Origin of the sequence: Helicobacter trogontum (assembly GCF_000765905.2) — a bacterium.
GTDB lineage: Bacteria > Campylobacterota > Campylobacteria > Campylobacterales > Helicobacteraceae > Helicobacter_A > Helicobacter_A trogontum.
Window position 1 is genome coordinate 62,036 of sequence record NZ_JRPL02000010.1, and the last position, 21,767, is coordinate 83,802.

Annotated in this window: 18 protein-coding genes; 4 read left to right on the plus strand and 14 right to left on the minus strand. The window is 33.3% G+C overall.

From position 1 onward, the window contains the following. Window positions 1-144 precede the first annotated feature (144 nt). The 4 genes from LS81_RS05665 to pgp3 form a co-directional block, all read right to left on the minus strand. Window positions 145-1,230 carry a DegT/DnrJ/EryC1/StrS family aminotransferase gene (locus LS81_RS05665; RefSeq protein WP_034346134.1) on the minus strand — a complete coding sequence of 362 codons (1,086 nt, stop codon included), beginning with the start codon at window positions 1,228-1,230 and terminating at the stop codon, window positions 145-147. Further along, window positions 1,227-2,210 carry an alpha-1,2-fucosyltransferase gene (locus LS81_RS05670; protein ID WP_034346136.1) on the minus strand — a complete coding sequence of 328 codons (984 nt, stop codon included), beginning with the start codon at window positions 2,208-2,210 and terminating at the stop codon, window positions 1,227-1,229. The genes LS81_RS05665 and LS81_RS05670 overlap by 4 nt, the downstream gene beginning before the upstream one ends. Before the next feature lie 10 nt (window positions 2,211-2,220). Beyond that, window positions 2,221-3,288, minus strand: coding sequence for a glycosyltransferase family 2 protein (locus LS81_RS05675; RefSeq protein ID WP_034346138.1), 1,068 nt, complete (start codon window positions 3,286-3,288; stop codon window positions 2,221-2,223). A gap of 305 nt (window positions 3,289-3,593) precedes the next feature. Then, complete coding sequence (gene pgp3, locus LS81_RS12500) at window positions 3,594-4,460, minus strand: peptidoglycan metallopeptidase Pgp3 (RefSeq protein WP_162846245.1); 867 nt, start codon at window positions 4,458-4,460, stop codon at window positions 3,594-3,596. A 629-nt stretch (window positions 4,461-5,089) separates the two neighbouring features. Here pgp3 and LS81_RS05685 point away from each other — a divergent pair. Next, a complete protein-coding gene (locus LS81_RS05685; RefSeq protein ID WP_034347166.1) occupies window positions 5,090-6,793 on the plus strand; it encodes a cation:proton antiporter domain-containing protein in 1,704 nt (567 codons plus the stop codon). A gap of 283 nt (window positions 6,794-7,076) precedes the next feature. Here the strand turns inward: LS81_RS05685 and dnaB are convergent, their stop codons facing one another. From dnaB to sppA, 8 genes are all read right to left on the minus strand, one after another. After that, window positions 7,077-8,543: a replicative DNA helicase gene (gene dnaB, locus LS81_RS05690; RefSeq protein WP_034346141.1), complete on the minus strand. Its 1,467-nt coding sequence runs from the start codon at window positions 8,541-8,543 to the stop codon at window positions 7,077-7,079. A gap of 32 nt (window positions 8,544-8,575) precedes the next feature. After that, window positions 8,576-9,775, minus strand: coding sequence for a CapA family protein (locus LS81_RS05695; RefSeq protein ID WP_199769747.1), 1,200 nt, complete (start codon window positions 9,773-9,775; stop codon window positions 8,576-8,578). A gap of 171 nt (window positions 9,776-9,946) precedes the next feature. Continuing rightward, entirely contained in the window at window positions 9,947-11,290 is a 1,344-nt protein-coding gene (gatA, locus tag LS81_RS05700) for an Asp-tRNA(Asn)/Glu-tRNA(Gln) amidotransferase subunit GatA (protein ID WP_034346143.1), read from the minus strand. Window positions 11,291-11,414: 124 nt separating this feature from the next. After that, complete coding sequence (locus tag LS81_RS11935) at window positions 11,415-12,005, minus strand: AtpZ/AtpI family protein (protein ID WP_233715881.1); 591 nt, start codon at window positions 12,003-12,005, stop codon at window positions 11,415-11,417. 15 nt (window positions 12,006-12,020) lie between these two features. After that, window positions 12,021-12,680, minus strand: coding sequence for a histidine phosphatase family protein (locus LS81_RS05710; protein WP_034346145.1), 660 nt, complete (start codon window positions 12,678-12,680; stop codon window positions 12,021-12,023). 26 nt (window positions 12,681-12,706) lie between these two features. Next, on the minus strand, window positions 12,707-15,172 hold the full coding sequence (locus LS81_RS05715; protein ID WP_233715882.1) for an LPS-assembly protein LptD: 2,466 nt from the start codon (window positions 15,170-15,172) through the stop codon (window positions 12,707-12,709). Between the two features lie 65 nt (window positions 15,173-15,237). Beyond that, window positions 15,238-15,789 carry an RDD family protein gene (locus LS81_RS05720; protein ID WP_034346146.1) on the minus strand — a complete coding sequence of 184 codons (552 nt, stop codon included), beginning with the start codon at window positions 15,787-15,789 and terminating at the stop codon, window positions 15,238-15,240. Between the two features lie 234 nt (window positions 15,790-16,023). Beyond that, on the minus strand, window positions 16,024-16,908 hold the full coding sequence (gene sppA, locus LS81_RS05725) for a signal peptide peptidase SppA (RefSeq protein WP_034346148.1): 885 nt from the start codon (window positions 16,906-16,908) through the stop codon (window positions 16,024-16,026). Between the two features lie 136 nt (window positions 16,909-17,044). On the opposite strand from sppA, the gene LS81_RS05730 reads away from it, so the two are divergent. Next, window positions 17,045-17,572, plus strand: a complete 528-nt coding sequence (locus tag LS81_RS05730) for a DUF1440 domain-containing protein (protein WP_034321629.1) — start codon at window positions 17,045-17,047, stop codon at window positions 17,570-17,572. 6 nt (window positions 17,573-17,578) lie between these two features. Here the strand turns inward: LS81_RS05730 and LS81_RS05735 are convergent, their stop codons facing one another. Then, a complete protein-coding gene (locus tag LS81_RS05735; RefSeq protein WP_034346151.1) occupies window positions 17,579-18,637 on the minus strand; it encodes a tetratricopeptide repeat protein in 1,059 nt (352 codons plus the stop codon). A 468-nt stretch (window positions 18,638-19,105) separates the two neighbouring features. On the opposite strand from LS81_RS05735, the gene LS81_RS05740 reads away from it, so the two are divergent. Next, entirely contained in the window at window positions 19,106-19,816 is a 711-nt protein-coding gene (locus LS81_RS05740) for a uroporphyrinogen-III synthase (protein WP_034346154.1), read from the plus strand. 15 nt (window positions 19,817-19,831) lie between these two features. Next, window positions 19,832-20,416 (plus strand): RDD family protein, encoded by a 585-nt coding sequence (locus LS81_RS05745; RefSeq protein WP_034346156.1) that lies wholly within the window; start codon window positions 19,832-19,834, stop codon window positions 20,414-20,416. Between the two features lie 421 nt (window positions 20,417-20,837). Here LS81_RS05745 and LS81_RS05750 read toward each other — a convergent pair whose 3' ends face one another. Next, window positions 20,838-21,629, minus strand: a complete 792-nt coding sequence (locus tag LS81_RS05750; RefSeq protein WP_052096536.1) for a S24 family peptidase — start codon at window positions 21,627-21,629, stop codon at window positions 20,838-20,840. Between the last annotated feature and the right edge of the window lie 138 nt (window positions 21,630-21,767).

Genomic DNA, 21,767 nt, shown 5'->3' on the forward strand with positions numbered 1-21,767 from the left:
ATTATTCCCTTAACACTCGCAAATGAATTATTTTTTACCAATGCAAATAACACATATGAAATTCTATCCTTTGCAAACACCAAGGAAAAAATGCCATTCATGGATAAAAACTACAAAAAATCCTTAGTATTCAACAATCAAGTCTTAGAATCTATTAATCACGGATACAACTTCCTCTACCTGTGTTTGGCTCATGACTGGGCTAATTGGTAAGGATAATGCTTCATTATGAATTTTTTCTGTAATAGGCAGAGAAAGGTGATTGTATTCTTGATATGCTTCTTGTTTATGCGGTGGTATTGGGTAATGAATAATGGTCTCTATCCCATTATCTCTCAAATACATTTGCAATTCATCTCTTTTTTCACAACGCACAACAAATAAATGCCATACATGCCCATCCTCATTTACACATTCGGGTAAAATTATCTTGTGATTTGTGATATTTTCACGATAAAATTTTGCAATTTCACGGCGACGCATATTATCAGAATCTAGATATTTAAGCTTTACCTCTAAGAATGCTGCTTGCAACTCATCAAGCCGAGAGTTTAACCCTTTATAAAGATTTACATATTTTTTATGCGAACCATAATTCCCCAATGCACGCACCTTCTCTGCGATATCCGCATGGCGTGTAACAATGGCTCCACCATCGCCAAGTGCTCCTAGATTCTTACCTGGAAAAAAGGAAAATCCAGCAAGATCGCCAAGAGTCCCAACCCTTTTACCTTGATATACAGCTCCATGAGCTTGCGCACAATCTTCTATAATCGCAAGATTGTATTTTTGTGCTAATTCCCATACTTTTTGCATTTCTACGGCCTGTCCATATAGATGCACCACCAAAATAGCCTTTGTGCGTGGTGTGATAGCAGATTCTATCCTATCAACATCAATATTGTAGGTCTGTAAACTTGGTTCAACAAAAATAGGTGTACAACCGTTATCAGAGATAGCTAAAACAGAAGCAATGTAAGTATTTGCTGGGACTATTATCTCATCACCTTGTGTGAAACCAAGTGCTTTTATACCTAATCGCAAAGCATCCAATCCATTGCCACAACCTACACAATATGATGCTTGGCAATATTGAGCGAATGCATTTTCAAATGACTGATTACATTCCCCCAAGATATACCAACCAGATTCTAACACCTTTTTCATTGCAGATTCTAATTCTCTTTCAAAGCGAGAATTAATTGCCTTTACATCAAGAAATGGGATCATTGTATAACTCCTTTACGCAATAGTTTGCTTCTTAAACGATTGTATAAATAAAGAAAAAACTTGTATCGCAATGTAACATTTTGACAATGTGTAGAAGGCAATGACTCGCTACTACAAGGATTCATAACTTGAACCCTCTCACCCCAATTTACAAGCATTATATTTTCCATTTCAAAAAACACATTGCGCACACGTGGAGAAATGAGCAGTGCGTTATGCGGAGATAACATCTTTGCATACACGCCTAAACTTCCTTGAGATGCAACAATCACTTGACAACGACTAAGTAAATATAAATCCAAGTAACCCTGCTCTGGCGTATTAATATCACATATTTTAAATCTTTTACCTTCTAAAAGTGGTGCGATATTTTCCCTCACCCATGCTGTATCATCACTAAAAAGATAATATATGCTTTCTGGATCCATTTGCGAAACAAGCTGGATCACTCTTTGAAAATAAATAGAACTCGTGGGTTCCCCATATACAACATGATTTTGCGATAAATCACCCCTTCTCACGTGAATACCGCAAGATTTTGTATTTAAAATCTCTTGTAAAAGTGCGTAAAATGGGGTGCTTTCTTGTTGGGTTTCCTTAGGGCTAAAGTATTTTGCAAAACATTCTGCAAAATACACATCGTAGTGCCTACCTAAATAACCACCCACATATAGCGGAGGTGAATGTCTAAGAATCTCATTGCTATCAGCAAAAAAGCATTGACTATAATGTTTTATTTCATCTTTACTTGCGATTTCAATATCTAATCGTGGAAACGCCTTTAGCATGTCAAAATTTAGATCATAAGTTTTATCATAGCCATTTGTTGTATTATAAAAGCCTCTACCTGCAGTCTCAAACCAACTCAAATCATATTTTACTTTATAACCCTTCTCCTCAAAAGCCTTACCTAAAGCAACAAAACTTATTTGACTTGCTATGCCGCCATCTACCCTAATAATTATGAGATTATCTTCCATATATTCCCTTTTATAAAATAAGCCATACAATCATACCACATAACACAATGTTTATCCCAAGCAGAATCTTAAATAACCTTCTGTATTTATGATATTTTTTCTTTATCTTATCTTCTGTATTCCATAGCATACCCAAATACGCTTTAAAATCAAAATCATACATTTCTTTTAAAAGCTGTGCTTTTTCTCTTGAACTATAAGATTCCATAACCTTATGATAACCCCACATTCGTCTTGTTTCGATAGGAGACAACAATGCCACTCTGCCTAAAAAGTATTCTATTGTATTTTCTTTGGGATTAATATTAAGACTTGCTATCTCTTTTGTAAAAACTTTTTTGAGTAAATCTATATCTCGCATCGCCAAAAACGTGTCCATTAAGCGCTCAACTTCCATATCTTCACGTTTTATGACCCTATCATTTCTTGTACTTATATTATTTGTTGTTGGATCAAAGCGATATAGCACTAAAATATCATCAAGAATTCTTATCTCACCGCTTAGAAGTATTTTAATGTGCATCTGCACATCTTGGTAATTACACATTGCATTATCTAGAGGATATAATATTTTTTCAAAATCTACTCTCCTCATCGCCATTCCTGGCGAAGTCAGATAATTGCCACGCATAAAAAGATCATAGAGATGCTCTATTCGTGTTTTATTTTCAGATTCCCCATATCTCTTGTGGTCTTTAACCCCGTTTCTATCAATTCTTACAAGACTTGGATACACTGCCTTGAAGTTGGGATTTTCATATAATATATTATATAAAACTTCTAAGGCATTGGGTGTAAGCATATCATCACTCGCACAGAACACAAGATATTCGCCACTTGCATTTTCAAAGGCTGTATTGAGGGCTGCATTTATACCTTGATTGTATGTATGCTGTATCAGCTTAATTCTTGAATCCCTATATTTTAAAATCTCACCTACATTCCCATCACTAGAACAATCATCTACAATAATGAGCTCAAAATCTTCCAAACTTTGCTTTAAAATAGATTCTATAAAAAATCCTACAAATCTTTCGTGATTAAAACTTGGTGTAAGAATAGAAAATTTGGGTTTCAAGTATTTCCCTTTAGATAAATATCTCCTCATCATAACATAAAATAATGCAAAACAAGCCAATAAGATGTAGCTATAAAGAATAAATCAGGAAGACTTTTTGCTTTTTTGCATGGTTATAATGAGAAGAAAATAGTAAAAATCCTTACTTGTCAATCTTATTGGTTACTTAAAAATATATTGAACTATTACATTATTGCAATAACAATTCTTATAACATGCAACCTATATTCATAATATCAAGAATATGAGACTTTAATCAAGCGCTAAATATTACAATTCTGCATAAAACTACACCTTATAGCATATTAAAATAGCTTATTAACCTTATTGATGAAGTCAATAGGATCAACTTGCACACCATTTACAAGTATACCAAAATGTAAATGTGCCCCACTCACTCTACCAGTATCACCACTCAAAGCTACCACCTGCCCTCTTTGCACTTTTTCACCAAGTTTTACCTTAATATCACTACAGTGATAATACATGCTAAAAACCCCCTCACCATGATCGATAACAACGGACTTACCCGCTAAAAAACGATCTTTTGCAATCACTACAACACCATCATTACTAGCATGTATTGGTGTACCAATTGCTGCACGAAAATCAGTGCCACCATGAAAACTTTTTATTTCACCATTAAATACTCTTGCAGATCCATAAGGACTTGTAATTACACTATTTAAAGGTAGTATAAAAGGCTTATTCCAATGGCGTTTTTCTGTATATGTTCGATAAATTGCATTTGCTTCAGCAAATTCTTTTGCAATACGTTCATTAGCAGTTTTATTTGGTTTGGTCTTTGTTGTATCTGCAATCATAATTTTTTCTTTTTTATATGCACCTTGCACAATTTTAATGGAAAATTCATCATTGAGCTTGAGATTCTTAGGTTTTGAATGATAATTAATTGCTACAAATGCAATTTTTTTGCGAGAATCCTTTGGATGTAAAACCCATGGAAAAACTTTATCATTCATGCGTATTTCTTGTGGATTTTTCTTTTTGCTTATTGCGATAAACGTTGCACCATTGGCAACTTCTATTGCATTATGTTGATTTTGGTCTGTTTGCTTGTTGAGTGCATTCTCTGCAAGTTTTAACTCTTTAGATTGCAAGGTATTTTCAAATGCACTACTATAATCTTTTGGCAAATCTTCTTGCTGCATATCTCTTGGCAGATCTATAGTATCTTGTTTTGCAGGATTCTTATTTGGTAATGTTTTAAACCCTTTTTCACTTTTAGGATTAAAACCTTTTTTTTGAATGTCAAAAAGTCGCAAATCAGAATCTATTTCACCATCACTAAAATCATCTGAGGTGCTCTGCTTTTGCGATTTATTTGAATCCGGCAAAAAAAGTATGGAATCTGCATAAGACGTGCTTGTAAAAAACATTGCAGTAAGCAAAAAAATGGAAATATCTTTTGATAAACTCATTGGCAACTCTCTAAAACCTAAAAAATAAATGGAGTAAAACATTATACCATATCATCTTATACTTGAAAAATTTTAAACCACCATAATCATGTGGTTTGCATCGTGGGTTATTTTGTGGTAAGTTTGAAGCTTATGAGCTAATGGATTTACTATTTTTTTTGTTATAATCGTAGATGTATTTACATATGTTTTAAAAAGAGCTCATATTTATTTGATGTAAAGTTTTTATCGAGTTGTTTTAGATATGATTACATGCTTTTATAGCAACAAAAATTAGTATTATTATGTAGCAATCACGCTACAAAAAAAATGTGAGGTGTCCTATCGATTTATATCTTATTATTCTTTGCGTTTTGGCAATGGCAGTTATATCAGGTATCGTACTAAGTTGGCTCAAGATCCCAACAATTATAGGTTATATTCTTACGGGTGTATTGACAACTTATATATTTGGCTTTCGACTTGAAGATTCTGGAGGCTTAAATGAGATAGCTGAGTTTGGGGTTGTATTCTTGATGTTTATGATAGGACTTGATTTTAGTTTTAAAAGTCTTACTTTAATGAAGCAAGAAGTGCTTGTATTTGGTGGTTTGCAGATTGCTTTTTCTATTGCATTTTTCTTTGTTGCATGTTTTTATTTTTTAGGTTTTAGCTTTTCTACTTCCATAATTGTAGCAAGTGCAGTAAGCCTTAGTTCAACAGCAATTGTGCTGAAGTTTCTTAATGAAAGTGGACAAACAAAAACACCCTATGGTATGGCATCAGTTGGTATCTTGATATTTCAAGATATTGCTGTTATCCCAATTTTACTTATGATTAAACTCTTAAGCGATAAAGATTCTCATTTATCAGCCCTACTCTTAACAACGCTTATTTCCGCAATTATTGTGCTTATTGTGTTGTTTTTACCTGGACGCATTATGGCAAAAATGTTTCTTCGTTTTTCAGCAAATATGAAAACAGATGAAATCTTTGTTGGCGCAGTCTTTTTAATCGTTTTGGGTGCGGCTTATATAAGTAAGTCTTTTGGTTTTTCTTTGGCACTTGGGGCATTTTTGGCAGGCATGATTATCTCAAATACGCATTATAAATATCAGGTTTCATCAGTGCTTTCACACTTTAGGGATATACTTCTAGGTATATTCTTTATTACTGTTGGCATGCAAGTAGACATCATCTTTTTACTTGAATATTTTATTGTCATTCTGATTTTAGTAGCACTTATGATGGGTGCCAAAGCCTTGCTTATGTATCTATTCTTATTTTTATTCCGAGGACAAAGGGTAGGCTTAAAGATTGCATTATCTTTGGCACAAATTGGAGAATTTTCTTTTGCGATTTTTCTTTTAGCAAGTCAGCACCAGATACTTGATTTGCATCTTGATGGTGGAATTTTAAGAGTTTTATTTGGCGAAGAGTTCTTTGCAGATATTACCCCAGATCAAATTTATCAATTTTTGACACTTATGGTGATTTTCTCAATGATTGCCACACCTTTTATATTGGAAAGACTTGATAAGATTACAAGCTTTTTCCTTCGCTATCTCACACCAGTAAGTGGCTATTTTGTGCGTAAAAAGGTAGAATCTTATGATGATGATACAAGGATTGATAATATGGAGCATGCAGCAGATCTTGATGGACATGTTGTAGTGTGTGGTTATGGTGAGCTTGGTAAATCAATCTTAGAATACTTTAAGGGCTGCGATCTCCAATATATTGCTGTGGATAACAACTATGGTAAAGTAGAAAAAGCAATCAAAAGAGGGGAACCTGTAATGTATGGTGACATCACCAGCAGACGAATCCTTGAGCGACTTGGCATTACAAAGTGTTCTGCAGTTATTATTGCTATAGATTCTATTGATAGTGTGCAAAAGGCATATCACAATATCCAAGCACTATCACCTTATTGCAAAATTATCCTTAAAACAAAAGGCTCCCATTTGGCTTCACAGCTTCAAACCCAAGGAGCATATGCAATCGTCCATGAACGCAGGGAAATGGCAAAGATTCTAAGTGATTTAGCTTTACAAGCGGTAAAGGAAAACAAAAATCAATAAGCAAGCAAAAATAACGCCATAGGCTACTAAGCTTACATCTGAAGTGCAATTGGCTTAGAGCTTCAATCTCTATCATTGCAGCAAAGTGATTGTAGCTTTGCCAATATAAAACTTTAAAATACAAAACCACATTCATATACAGCTTTTAGTTTTTGATATTTCAATAATAAAACTTTGCACCTGATATGATGAAGTATTGTTTTATAAGTAGATTTATCCCATTTTAGTAAAGTTGGCATAATAGTGTCAAAGACTACTCTATTTAACATATTAATACAAAGTGTTATAACCTCGGCAATACTCCATCATTCAGATTAATAGTTTGTATATCGCCTATAAGCTCTGTGCCAACTTGTGCCGCCATCTTTATCTCTCTCTCCTCATTTTTATCAACAAAGAGTGTAAATTTGCTATTATATTCTATCTTTATTGTTCGCGTTTCTCCGTTACGATTTTTTGCCAAAATAAGTTCTGCTTCATGCACCTCTGGTGCCCTATATTGCTCTTCGATTTCAACACTAGAATCTTGACTTTTGCTTTTTTTCTGTTTGGCAATGCGGTGTCTAGATTCCCTTTCTTTATATTCTTCATCACGATATAGGAATAAAATCACATCTGCATCTTGTTCGATTGAACCACTCTCACGCAAATCCGATAGAATTGGTCGTTTATCATCTCTTAACTCTAATGCTCGATTAAGTTGTGATAATGCTACAATGGGGATTTTTAACTCACGTGCAAGGTTTTTTAACCCGCGACTGATTTCAGCAATAATCTCATGTCTAGCCGTTGTATTTGCATTTGACATACCTGACATAAGTTGAAGATAATCGATCATAACAATACTTAGACTTGGATCCTTTATTTTTAATTTTCGTAGTTTTGTGCGAAGCCCTGCGAGTGTTAAGTGTGGATTATCATCAATATAAATGTGTGTTTCACAGAGATCTTGAGCTGCTTTTGAAAGTCTTGTAAATTCGTTATCATCCATGCTGCCTAAACGCACATGTTGTAATGGCACCATGCTTTTTGCAGAAAGCATTCTTGTCATGAGTTGCTCTGCTGGCATTTCAAGGCTAAATATTGCTACGCCTTTTTTACTGCTTAGAATCTTTAAAGTCATACTAAGGATTAGGGCAGTTTTACCCATAGCAGGGCGTGCACCAATTACTATAAGCTCACCTGCGTTGAAACCTGTCGTAGCAGAATTAAGCTTATTAAAACCTGTGTCTATCCCCTTTAATGCACCATGTTTTGCTTGATTTTCCTTTATAAGACGCATGGTAGATTCCACAACTTCATAAGCATTTTTAAATGCATTGTTTGTGTCTTGCATACTTAAAGCATATATCTTTTGCTCAATTTCTGTAAGAATATTTTGTGCAATAGAATCTGCCTTAAGGCTTTCATCTCGCATAAAGCTTGCAAGAGAAAAGAGACTTCTCTTAATAGAGTTATTTTTGATCATTTTGACATAAGTATCTACATCAGCTATAGGGGATTCTGCAGCAATCAAGGCAATATCATCAAGACTTACTTTCATGCTCTTTTGCATTTCTATACAAAGAAATTCAGGCGTAATTGGTGTTTCATTTTTAGATAGATTCTCACATGCCTTAAACATTGCAACATGCAAAGGTAATGAAAAATCTTGCGCAACCAAGCTATCACATATTTCATCAAATTTATCTGGACTAAAAAGAATTGCTGAGAGCACAACTCTCTCAATCTTGCTTTCTAATTCTTGCATATTCTTCCTTTTTTATGTTGGCAATAGAACAATCAAAGTGGTATTGTCCGTATGGAGTTTGTCTTATCTCTTTGTGTAACTATTTTTAAGTATTTCTCATAAATTTGTTTATAGTTTGGTAAAATCTTCTCATTCAATTGTGTAAAAGGATAGATACTAAAATTCCTTTTTTGCTTGTCATAATAGTTATAAGTAAGGTGTGTATGCAAATCATGCAGGCTTATTTTATTGCTTATGTTATCTTTTTTAATTTTTACTCCAGCAAACATACCAATGCGTTTTTCCAAACCTGTTTGCGCAGAAATCATGTTGCCAAGAGAATAAATAACAAGTGTATTATTAATCCACTCAATAGGTTGTATGACATGTGGATGATTGCCAATTACAATATCTACACCAAGACTTGCAAGATAATGTGCAAATTCCTCTTGCTCTTTATTTGGCTTAAACACATATTCATTGCCCCAATGCATTGACACGATAAGTAAGTCCACCTTATCACGCACGTTTGCTATATCTTTTGCTAACATTTCTTTACTATACACATTTACAAAATATTCCTTATTTTTTGGAATAGGTATACCATTTGTACCATAGGTATACGCAAGTAGGGTATAGGTTATACCATTTTTTTCATAGATTCTTGGTGTATTTCTTTCATCTAGATTTATATAACTTCCAGCCACAAGCACAGGCTTATTGCTCCAATATTGCAATGAGTTTCTAATTGCCTTTTCGCCACGATCTAGTGTATGATTATTTGCAAGCGAAACAAGATTGAAACCCAGCTTAACCATGCAATCACCAAATTCTTGCGGTGAGTTAAATGCAGGATAGCTACTTAAGCCAAGCTCTTTCCCACCCAAAATAGTTTCCTGATTATAAAATGCCAAGTCATATTGTGAAATAAGCGGGGCAATATGTAGAAACATTTTGCTAAACTCGTAGCTAAAAATTGGTTTTGCTTTAGGATTATTTGTTTGCTCCAATATATATTTTGCATCATTATATACTGCAGTATGCAAAAGCGCATCGCCACCCATTATTAGCGTCAATTCATTGCTTGTTTTGGGTTTTTCATGTTTAGATTGAATATTTTTAACTTCTTTTACAGATTTTGTATCTTGTTGATTATCTCTATCACTACAAGCTATAGAGCTAAGCATACAAAAACATATAAAACACAATCCTATAAAATCATAGAATATAATTTTTAGTTTTGTAATAGACATGATATTCCTCGGAGTTGTGTAGTTATTTTTTGCAAAACTTTACAAAAAAATATTATCTCTGCAGTATTTTACTAATAAAATTCCATAAATTACTATTTTATATATAAAACAAATATGGCTAGATTTAAAATATCTCCTGAAGATAACCTCAGGAACTCACCAAAAGTACTGCTAGATCCCTAGATTCTGCTCCAAAGCAAAAGCAGCATCAAGAATTGTCTGCTCATCAAACATATTGCCAATAAATTGCATACCAATAGGCAAAGGTTTTTTTACAACTGGCAGACTTATAGCAGGAAGTCCCGCAAGATTCACACCAATAGTGTAAATATCGCTAAGATACATTTCAAGAGAACTCTTTGTGGCATTAAATGTCGGAGCGACATTTGGAGCAACAGGAAGCAATATAACATCACACTCGCTAAAAATACTTGCATATTGTTGTCTGATGAGCTCTCTTACCTTCTGTGCTTTAAGATAATAAGCATCATAATAACCGCTACTTAATACAAATGATCCAAGTAAAATGCGTTTTTGCACTTCATCACCAAATTGTGCTCTTGTATTAAAATATAAATCCTGCAGATTTTGCCCCTCTATACGATTGCCATACCTCACGCCATCAAAACGTGCAAGGTTTGCACTAGCTTCAGCCATGGCAATAATATAGTATGCACTTATGTGATGTGCCGTATCAAGCATTTGTGCTTTTATAATGCTATGCCCCATATTTTCTAATGTCTTGATTGTATCATAATAAGCATTTTGCACAACTTGATGGGCTTCTTTTACAAAATCTTCCAATATAGCAATCTTCAAAAGTCTTTTAGGATTCAATTTATCAAATGTTTTTGTTGGCAAAAGGTTTGCACTTGTAGAATCTTTATTGCAAGCTCCACTAATAATATCAAGCAAAATACTCGCGTCTTCTACATTTTGCGTAATGGGTCCAATTTGCTCTAAACTTGAGCTATATGCCACAAGCCCATAACGGCTTACTCTACCATAAGTTGGTTTTAATCCCACTACACCACAATAGCTCGCTGGTTGCCTAATGCTTCCACCTGTATCGCTTCCCAAACTTGCTATGGCAATGTTTGCAGCAACTGCTGCTGCACTCCCACCACTAGAGCCACCTGGGACACGACTTGTATCATTTGGATTCTTTGTGCGACCATAACAGCTCTTTTCTGTTGTGCTACCCATACCAAATTCATCCATATTTGCCCTACCAAAAGCACACATATTGGAATCTTGCAATTTAGCAACTGCAGTTGCATTATATGGTGATACATAGCCATGCAAAATCTTGCTTGCACAAGTAAGCTTAGAATCTTTTACGCAAATATTATCTTTAATGAGGATAGGAATCTTCCCTTTGTCGTTTTCATTTAATTCTGGAATCTCTATATAAGCATTAAGTTCTTGCTGCTCTTTAATATCATGTATCATTTGCTCCTTAAGAGATTCTATCTCATTGGCATGTAATGCCATAGCTTGTTTTAATGTAAGCATGGTATTCCTTTATAATAAAGATGGAATTATAACAAAATTTTAAAAATTAGCTAACATATATTACTCTAAGGTTAAAGCACGCACATGCTATAACTTAATTGAGGTAATTCAACCTCCTCTCCTTTCATCTAGCCTCTTTTTCTCTTTCTTCTAAGATTTTGTCTTGCATATATTTATACTTCTCTTCATGTCTTAGCGAATCCAAATCTCTATGGAGTCTTTTATAGGCTTTGACTACATTTAGAATAGCTGCTGCTACACCATAGCCTAGTCCCACCCATATAAGCCAATAATATCCAAGCCATTTATACAATAAGTATCCAACCCCAAGCCCTAGCAACACTGCAACAATCATTGAGATTCCAAGTGATAGATCACTAGCACTGCGGGTTAATGTTTGTATTTTCCCTTCTTTTAAATCTTGATCTTGCATTGTTTCTTTATTATTTTCAGAAGAGTTTATTTTACAGGTCTCATTATTTATGCTTGATGATTTGTCTGCATTATTAACTTCAGAGATTGCATGATCCTTACAAATATCCAGAGTTTTTACATCGGTAGTATTTACATCTTCTTTGCAAGTTGAATTTCTAGATGTTTGGGAAACTACAGAACTTTTTGATGCGGATGTGAAGGCTACGTTTTTATCAACTTGTATTGCATGAGTATCTAATCTATCTGTATCATAATTATTTTCTAAATTTTCTTTTTGCATAATAACCCCATAATTCTAAAAGTCAAAGGGTATAGACTTTAGGATACCCCTAAAAATACAATGTATATGATTATCTTGAAGATAGAGAAATGCACCCTCAAGCATATATGGCCAGTTAAAGTCATTAAGTTGTGGTTGTAATTGGTGGCAATAACAAACAATGGCGATTAAAAAAGTATCATGCGTAATAAATATTTCCATATCATCACAAGTCTTATCGGCAAAAATATAGCTAAAAAGTGTCTTCATACTCTCTGTTACACCACGCATACCAGGTAAATCTTCGCCACGTAAAAAGGCGGTTATAATAGAATGAGGTGATTGCCTCTTAAAAAGTTCAACAGCTTTTTCTAAATCATAAATATAGGAATCTGTAAGCACATTGGTTGGAATAATTTCTAGTGTTTTACCCTTAGCTTGCTCATAACCTTTTGTAAATAGATTTGCAGTTTGGATACATCGCTCAATTACGCTTGTATGTATTCTTGCAATAGAAAAATTACAATGTGCACCAAAATGTTCTGCCATAACCTCACCCTCACGTGTAAGCAACACATCATTACCTGTTTCATTTGGCGGTATTTTATCTCTTAATGAGTGTCGTAGAATCATTTTTGCATTTTTTGGACTCATAGTTGCACTTTGTGCAAATCCTTTATATATTGTTGTAATCATGCTTAACCTTTTTCTTTGTCTTATAATTATTGGTTTTGTTGCTCTATAATTGGTCGCAATCTATAAGTATAACCAAAGGTTGTCAAAGGCACGAATTTAAACTCAGCTTTCACATAGATATTATCAATTACACTAATCGTATTGCCCTGTGAAAGCATAGGCGTTCTGTTACTCCCAGCCTTTAATCCAATGCCAAAACATTTAATGTCTTTATATACACCAACGCCCAAATTGACAATATTTTGCGTCCTAAAGTCATAGCCCAAATCTGCCACTAACCCAAAATAACCCAAATCTCCACGAAATGATGCACTCAAATAGTTAGAAGAATCAATGGGTTTATAAGCAAGGGTAGTAGGATCAATACTCCAAGCTGCATCATCTCTTTTTAAGAAATAAGAAATACTTGCAGCATAAGCTCCTCTTATATATGAGGCATTTATCCCTACTTCAGTAAAATTGTTATAAAACCATGAATAAAAAAAGCTGATATTAAAACTCAAACCTGGTAATGGCGTTGTGCCAAACTTGTTTTCCATAGGAAGACGCAGGGATGATATCGTATCATCAAAATTAAGGGATTGGCTAAGTTTCCAGTAAAAGACTTCAGCACCATGTCGATTATAAATATAATTTGACATGCTTAAATCAAGTCGCCTTATCATTTGATAAACATTGGCAAAATTTTGTGGATTCCATATATTTACACCATTTTGTATCGCATCAAGCACATCTATAGGTAATTGCGTATAAGTTTTTAGAATCTCTGGCCCCAAGATTCCATTGGTAAATATTGCTCTATCGACTGGAGCATTAAATACAGCAGAAGTTTGCATAGAGTGAAAGAAGTTACCATACTTTCGTCCAATATCGCTATTTATAGAGATTCTATAATTAAGATTTGCATAATTACCCATATTTTCCCGCATTGCAACAGCAGTATTTGGGGCAGTATAAATTATACTCTCTTGTGTATTTGTAGCATATATATTTCCTGCAAAGACATTGAGCCATGCACCAATAGAAAAATACTTATTTAAAAATGAAAATTGCATACCAATAGGAATAGATAATTCATTTGATAAGTAAGAATAGCCAGTTGTTCTATGTGCGTATTGCATTCTATAATCAAACGAATAAAGCAATTCCTTTACAAACAAAGAATTCAAATATTTATGATATTGAATATTTGGGAGATTTTGTAATGTCGTAAGGTTGTTTGATGTATAAAGATTTAAGTAATAGCGTAAATTTAAACCCACATAATGATTATCTGTTTGAGCATAGAGGTTTGCTTTTGAAATATATGAAGTTTGATTGAGAAAATATCTTACATCATCAAGCCGCATATAATCAATATCATTCATAAATGCTAAGTCAAAAAACATGGCATTATCAAGTTTTGTTTTTGTGCCAAAATATTTTTGTATAACATTCCTTTTACTATGTTTGAAATCAAACCCATAAATATGTTGATTTCGCAAGTTTAACTTTTGCATATAGTCATTATTATTGTAAAAATATTTTAAATGTAAAATATATTTATCATCGCTGCTATCAACAGCTCTGAATTCAAAATTTGCACCACCACCTCTTGAGGTTCTTACTTGCGGACTAATTGTCATATCCCAAAAGTTCTGCAATGCTATATAATAAGGCTGAATATAGGTAAAACCATCAGTGCTTGAACTCCCTAATGTTGGATATAAAATACCGCTTGTACGTTTATTTTCAAGTGAAACTTTGAGATAAGGTAAATAAAATACTGGTACATCACCAATATAGATTCTAGGATTCCATAACGCAAGTGTGTTTTGCTCTTTATCATAAGCTCCCTTACTAGAATCAATACGCCAAGCAGGACTCACAAAAGAGCAACCAGATACCATGGAATCTGCAAAGCGATAAATTGATTTTTGAGAGCTTGCACTTTCTGCACGAGTCCAAATGCCCGTATCTGTATCTTGGATATAAAATGGGCGGATAATGCCAAACTCGCTATTAAGATAGACTGTAGCTTGTTTTGCAAGCACAGCAAGTGTATCACCCTTATAGATACGGACATTGCCTATTAATCTTGCTTGTTTTAATTCTGGGTTATAGATAATCTCATCTGCAATAATATAGGCTTCCTTATTTTTTAATACCGCATTTCCCCTAACAACCATATAATTATCATAATGTTCTATTTCTTCACCCAAAAGCTCAAAAAGCTTTGAGAAGTCTGTATCTTTTTTGCTTATACCTGTTTGCAAATTTTTCTCATTTGCTTTCTTTTCTTTTTCGCTCATAGTTTGTTTTACGTCTTGTGAAGCTGTGTTTTGTGTTTGTGTATCTGAAAATGTAGGCAATATCTGTTGTTCTTTAGAATCATAAAATAGTGTCGTATTGTTTTGTGTTTGCGTAGTGCGTGTGCCTAGGAGTTGTTGCCCCAAAACATAAGGAGAGCCACACCAAAACATTAAAATAATACATAATATCGATTTAAGCATTATCTTCGGCTTTGTTTTATTGAGATTAGCAAAAGAAGTAAGATGCAACATGAGCTATCACAATTTTATGCCACAACAACAATGGTATTACTCATCTTATCATGCAATGTGCGATAGAATCTATCCACAAATGCCACAATAAAGCCAACATAAAGCACTGCACCAAATATACATTTAATGATTGCACGTTTCATACTTATATGCAAACTCGGCTTATCAAAGCGATGAGAATCCACAACTCTTATGCGCAAGATAATCTGTCCCAAAGTTGCCCCATAATAATACACAAAGAAAAAATAGTACACAATCTCTAGACCAATATATATCGCCATATAGATTAGCAAAATCTCAAATGCTTCTTTCGATGTTTTACGCATATCTTCTAAGATTTTGCTGTTATCTGTTGCATTGTTTAGCTGAATTTGTGTATTTTGCATACTATAAGTATTTTCAATAGTTTCTTTTGCAAGCACCAGTCTTTCTTGCTGGGCTTGTGAAAAAAAGAGTGTAATCACAAGACTTAATAAAATCATGTCAATTAGATATGCACCAATCCTTGCACTCATGGGTGCTATCTTGATATTTTCTCGAAATAAATCTTTTTCCAATCTATCCATCATTCTTCCTATTTTTCTTTTATTAAGTTTAGTGTTAATTCCTTAGAGATTGATTTATATGCCTTGCACTCTAGATTCTATATCCTATATATTGATAGCATGAGTCTAGACTTTTAGCATCTTTTTATAAAAACTCACCATAATTCCAATGATATGCTATTTCAATGCATAATTTTCATCTTATTTTAACACAATTTGTGATTGTAACATAATTTAGTGCAGTATTGTTTTTTCCTACATACTCCACATAAATTTTGGCAAGGCAAACATTTGTGCTTTTGACACTATACTATCCACAAATTTATCAAGCAACACCTCCATTTTATCCTTTTTTAACCACACAATCTCTTCCACTCCACTCAAACTTTGCAATACCTTAATTGCCTCATTCATATTGCCAATGCCATCAATTAAACCAAGCCTCAAAGCATTATTTGCACTAAAGATTTTTCCTTCGGCAAAATCAAGTGGATTTTTTACCTTTAGTTTTTCACCTCTTGCCTCTAAAACATCATTGTAGAACATCTTATATTGCTCTTGTATAAGATTATTTATAAAATCTTTTTCTAAAGGATTCCATCTACGCGTAATTGTGCCTATCTCTTTGTATTCACCAGCACTTGAGCCTTGCATTTTTACCCCTATCTTACTCATTAGCTCTTCAAAATTTGGTGCACTAAAAATTACACCAATGGAACCCACTAAAGCACCACGATTTGCATAAATACTATGTGCATACATACCTGCATAATAACTGCCACTCGCCATCAGCGATTGAGTATAAGCAACAACAGGTATTTTTTCATTCAAATCTTTTATCATCTCTGCAATCTCAATACTTGCGCCGACTGCACCTCCAGGAGAATCTATGAGTAATAAAACACCTTTAATATCATCATTTGCCTTGATAGCCTCGACTTGTGTAGCAAAAGTTTCACTTTCATAAATTGGGAAATTTAAGTAAAGTTTTGCTAAATTTGGTTTAGATTCTATTTTTTCATTATTCGAGAGAGCAACCAAAAAAAGTACAATAAGAAGCAACACAACAACTTTAAAATAAGTATTAATAAAATCAAAAATACCCTTAACACATTTCCATAATACATGAAATATTCGCATAATACTCCTTCAATATAAGACTGCCTTGAATACTTACAAGACAGCATTATACTCTATTTTCAATAATAGCCTTTATTAAGCACTCTTATAAGTATTTGTGTATAATTGCAAAAAAGCAGAATATGCAAGGAATGGCATGCAGATTTATACAAATCTAAGTAATACGTATCGCATATGGGTAAGCCTTTGTATTGGTATAATTGTAGGAAGTATTGGATGTGTTGTAAAGATTGGTTGGGAAGTGCTATTCCCGCTCCACGTAAAACTATCCTTAGATTCCAAAACACAGCATATATTGCAATTATTTGGTAGCGATTCTCACCTGCTTTATTTAAATTATGTATTTAGTGATGGGTATGAATGGAATGTCTTCTATCTTGCATGGCAATTTTTATTATCACTTGCTCTTAGCTTACTTTACGTTCTATGTGCAGAATTTTGGCAAAAATTAAAATTTGCACATGGAATCTTATATGGCATCGCTTCATGGCTACTTGTTTATGTGCTCTTTTTACCCTTATGCGGTTTTATTACAATAAACACAGATTCTATGCTTGGCTATTATGTATGTAGCTTTATAGAATCCTTATTATGGATATGGATTATTGAGCTTACACGCAGAGATTTACGTAATAGAATCACACAAGAACAAGATCCCTTTTAATATATGTTAGACACAGGATGTTTGTATAGGAGATGAGATTACACTTATTGTTCCAATTTCAGAACAAGCATTACAGCGATAGGTATAAAAAGGTGTTTGCACATTGCATGAGTGACAACCATAAGTAAAAGTAATATCAGCTTTTATGTTTGAATGCAACCTCAAAAGCTGTAAAACTTCGAGTGTAAAATCATCACTTTTTTGGTATCCATCAATAAAACCTTTTGCGTAATAAATTGCCATCACATCACTTCTATTAGAAATAATATCAAAAGGGACTTCATGTTTTTGAAAATGCCATAAAATGTCAATGTAGGGCATAATGTCTTGTAATAATAAAATCTTTTGCCAAAATAATCCAACATTATAAAGCCGAAAATGTCGTAAAATAATATTCCGTAATGTTGGATCTTTTTCATAAAATATAAGCAGCTTTTCTTGCTGATCTGCTAGAGAAATATTGTGACTGCTACACAACTGCATAACCTTGAGATAATTCTTTGTGTGCCATATTTTTTGCATTGAAAGTTTTGAATCTGTTTTTGCATACATAATCTCTTCTAGGCTATTTATTGCTTCTATTGCCTCCTCATAGTGTTTTAAATTTTCGCAAGTTTGCACATAATATTCAAGAATACGAACGTTGTGGGGATAATAATGTAAGATTTCTAAGAAGATTTTCTTACTTCTTTCTAAAAAGCCAGCTCTATAATAACTATCGCCAAGCAACTCTAAAATCTCTAATTTTTCATGCATCTCTAATGGCTTTTCATTAAGAGTTTTATAAATGGCAATAGCCTGCTCATAATCCCCAGCTTTTACATAAGTTTGTGCGATTAATATTAGGGTTTGTGTTGATTTTTTTGCATGTGTGATAAAATCATCAATATTATGTTGTAATCCAACACTATCAAATTGCTTACCTAAATTATCAATTAGATCTTGCTTTCGTTTATGCGCTCTCTTTCGCTTTAAAGAGTCTAAAAAAAACACAAATACCACCATAAAAAGTAATGCAAGTATGCCAAATATTGGATTCCTATATGCATTTAACATTTCAATCATAATCTCCTCCTTTTATAGAAATCTATTTTTAAAGTTTTATTTATACGCTTTTTATAATAACTTTTCTTATCTTTTTTTTTGTAGAAGCCTATCTCATCACACTACATTCCCAAACATCTATTGTCTTAATTGTCTTATGCAAGTAAGTTAGCAATTCAACATTAAGGTGTATGAAATATGAAATCTGCAGATGTTTTTTACTTGTTGTGTTTATGTGTTTAATAGTATAAAATAGAGTATTTAAACTTTGAAATTCAAAAATACCCCCTAAAATTCATATATTCCACACCAAGACACTACAATCAAAGTCTATATATTAATATTAAACAAAGCAATACAATTTCCAATCATTTTATACCCGCATAACATCATTATGAATATTTTATGACACCATGGGACAAAAGGTTTATTGTAATATTATAAAATACGACCGATATGTAGTAAAACATTTCGGATAATAGGATACAAATGATTTATATTCTTAAGACTGATATAGAAATGCCAATTATAGATAAAAGGTTACTAAAAGATGTGTCTATACTTAACCTTTTGCATGTTAGAATCTTACCCTTCAGTATCACAAAGGAAGAGTTGGAGACTATTGACCATATTTTGCTAACTTCAAAAAATGCGATTAAATCCATCATACAGCATGAATATGCACCTTTATTATTAAGAAAGAGTGCACTTGTGATTGGTAAACGCACAAAGGAAGCATGGATTAATGCAGGTGGTGAGGTGTTATTTTGTCCAGAAAGTGCTTGTGATGGCACTACATTTGCGAATTTAGCTTCAAACTATGTGCAAGGCAAACATATTCTTTACTTATGCGGTAAAGACAAGGCAAGTGATATGTCTAACCTACTCAATACACAATGCAAGGTAACCACGATTGATGTTTATGAGAGTTGTGAAAATTCAAATATTCAAAAGTGCATATTTGATGATGAAAGTATATTTATTTTTGGTTCCCCTAAACATTATAAAACTTTTTTAGAACATTATATGTGGAATCCAACGTGGTGTGCAATTTCTCTTGGCGATACGACTTATACAAGCTTTCCAGACGATATAAGAAAACTTAATGCAAAGGGCGACTTTATAAAGGCATTAAAAGTTGCACAGGCGATGCGTAATGACACTCCTATGCAAGACAATACAACTTTAAAAGACTCTTAACCTAAGTTATATAAAATGAAAAAAGCAAAAAAGAAACAGATAAATAGATTTCTTGATGGAAATAGAACTCGCACAAACAATACAATAAAAACTGCAGAATCGCAAAACAACCACAATAAACTTTCACGCTATAACTTTTTATTACCACGCCTTAAAGCCTTTATTACCGATATGTTTTTACTCAATATGCCTATACTCTACATTACCACCTACGTATTTCTTCAAGGAAAAGAGGATTTTTTACACAACCAGTTTGCAATCTTTTTATGCGAGGGTGTATATTGTATTATACTTTTTCTATTTTTTGTGATCAGTGGGCAAACTCCTGGCTTTCGCTATGCAGAAATTATGCTTTGCAGAAACTCTAACGCAAAGAATAGCACTAAGATTTCTAAAAATTCTAATGTAGAGCATGACGCACAAAAACCACCAAGAGCATGGCAATCTCTTGTTTTTATTCTTGTTTGGCTTTTTGAGCTTTGCTTCTTTTTATGGATATTTGCTTTTTTACGTAAAGATAAAAAAACATTGCATGAGATAATGTCAAAAACGCATATCATATATAAACCAAACCCCGCAAGAAAAAACCTCTTAAACTAAAAGTAATATGATAGATACATGCAGATTCTGCATACATAATGTATAGTTTTGTATAAAATCAAAGTGGGGGATATTGCTAGAAAGTATCGTGTGTGTGGGAGTTTGATAAAGATTTTTAGAAATCAAAGTGGGTGGAAAAATTTAGACAAATTCTAAAGAATCCTATACATTGTCTAAAAAATCCTATACATTCCTATACAAAATACTATACAGATGTATAAACAAATGGCTTCAAGCTCGTAAAATAGGCATTTAAACACTTATTTCAAAGGTATTTAAATTTAAAGCTTTCTTAATTCTCTCTATCATTATAGCACAATATACAAAAAAGCCGTCTTAAAATATTAAAGCTTTTTATCTTAACTATTTATTGCAAAAAAGTGTTTTAAAGTGTGATTTCAAGGGTATTAGATGCTTTTAGTTATAATCTTACACTTGAGATTATCCCAACAACTCGTCCTATAATTTCAAGCTCTTGCAAATCTTGCAATTCTATTGGCTCATAGGTTGGATTGTCGCTTATAAGCCTTATTTTAGGGCGTTTTTGTAGTCGTTTAACATAATAATCATTGTCCAAACGCATGATATATATACCACCATCGTTGCTACTTCCATCGCATTGAAACAATAAGAGGTCGCCATCGTTGATTGTAGGTGCCATGCTATTGCCAATAGCTGCTATAATGCCTAAAATTCCTTGTGGAGCGAGGTTAAACCTAGCTTTTAACATGCTTTTAGAATATGGGATATAATCAACATCTCCTTCAATATGATGCTCTCCAAAACCAGCAGACACCTTACCATCACGAAAAAATGGAATATTAATAATATCGTATTTATCTAATTCTGCAAATTGACTGCGATTTGCTAATGTATCAATAAGGTTATTTTGACTAAGAGACACTAAGGAATCATTGGCGAATCTGATTGGCGAATCACTTATGGAGATATTGGGAGACATGTTTTTTGATTGGGAGACACTAATGGGAGACATATTTTCATAATATTGGGAGACATTGAGAGACAAATATTCCCCCAAGTCAATTACAGCCCCCAACTTTTTCAAATTTGATATATTTGGAGAGTGCATAACACTTTTTGCTGTATATTTTTTTATAGTGCTTAATGGAACACCAGACATTTTAGATAATTCTTCATAAGTTGATATGCCAGCAGAACGCATACCACATTTTATTGCATTAGAAAGTTCCATATTTTACCTTTTTCTATTGACAAGTTCCAAAATATATACTATAATATCTCTAATTAGTTTATTTTAGCTTAAAAAGAGTTAAAAATAAATTAATTGGTTGGGTGGGAGGGTAAAACAACTTTTAAAAGGATTTGAAAT

What these genes read in the sequence shown, in the direction of transcription:
- LS81_RS05665 (WP_034346134.1), bottom strand. Translation starts at nt 1,230, where the DNA reads ATGATCCCATTTCTTGATGTAAAGGCAATTAATTCTCGCTTTGAAAGA.
- LS81_RS05670 (WP_034346136.1), bottom strand. Translation starts at nt 2,210, where the DNA reads ATGGAAGATAATCTCATAATTATTAGGGTAGATGGCGGCATAGCAAGT.
- pgp3 (WP_162846245.1), bottom strand. Translation starts at nt 4,460, where the DNA reads ATGCAGCAAGAAGATTTGCCAAAAGATTATAGTAGTGCATTTGAAAAT.
- LS81_RS05685 (WP_034347166.1), top strand. Translation starts at nt 5,090, where the DNA reads ATGGCAGTTATATCAGGTATCGTACTAAGTTGGCTCAAGATCCCAACA.
- dnaB (WP_034346141.1), bottom strand. Translation starts at nt 8,543, where the DNA reads ATGCAAGAATTAGAAAGCAAGATTGAGAGAGTTGTGCTCTCAGCAATT.
- LS81_RS05695 (WP_199769747.1), bottom strand. Translation starts at nt 9,775, where the DNA reads ATGTCTATTACAAAACTAAAAATTATATTCTATGATTTTATAGGATTG.
- gatA (WP_034346143.1), bottom strand. Translation starts at nt 11,290, where the DNA reads ATGCTTACATTAAAACAAGCTATGGCATTACATGCCAATGAGATAGAA.
- LS81_RS11935 (WP_233715881.1), bottom strand. Translation starts at nt 12,005, where the DNA reads ATGCAAAAAGAAAATTTAGAAAATAATTATGATACAGATAGATTAGAT.
- LS81_RS05710 (WP_034346145.1), bottom strand. Translation starts at nt 12,680, where the DNA reads ATGATTACAACAATATATAAAGGATTTGCACAAAGTGCAACTATGAGT.
- LS81_RS05715 (WP_233715882.1), bottom strand. Translation starts at nt 15,172, where the DNA reads ATGCTTAAATCGATATTATGTATTATTTTAATGTTTTGGTGTGGCTCT.
- LS81_RS05720 (WP_034346146.1), bottom strand. Translation starts at nt 15,789, where the DNA reads ATGGATAGATTGGAAAAAGATTTATTTCGAGAAAATATCAAGATAGCA.
- sppA (WP_034346148.1), bottom strand. Translation starts at nt 16,908, where the DNA reads ATGCGAATATTTCATGTATTATGGAAATGTGTTAAGGGTATTTTTGAT.
- LS81_RS05730 (WP_034321629.1), top strand. Translation starts at nt 17,045, where the DNA reads ATGCAGATTTATACAAATCTAAGTAATACGTATCGCATATGGGTAAGC.
- LS81_RS05735 (WP_034346151.1), bottom strand. Translation starts at nt 18,637, where the DNA reads ATGATTGAAATGTTAAATGCATATAGGAATCCAATATTTGGCATACTT.
- LS81_RS05740 (WP_034346154.1), top strand. Translation starts at nt 19,106, where the DNA reads ATGATTTATATTCTTAAGACTGATATAGAAATGCCAATTATAGATAAA.
- LS81_RS05745 (WP_034346156.1), top strand. Translation starts at nt 19,832, where the DNA reads ATGAAAAAAGCAAAAAAGAAACAGATAAATAGATTTCTTGATGGAAAT.
- LS81_RS05750 (WP_052096536.1), bottom strand. Translation starts at nt 21,629, where the DNA reads ATGGAACTTTCTAATGCAATAAAATGTGGTATGCGTTCTGCTGGCATA.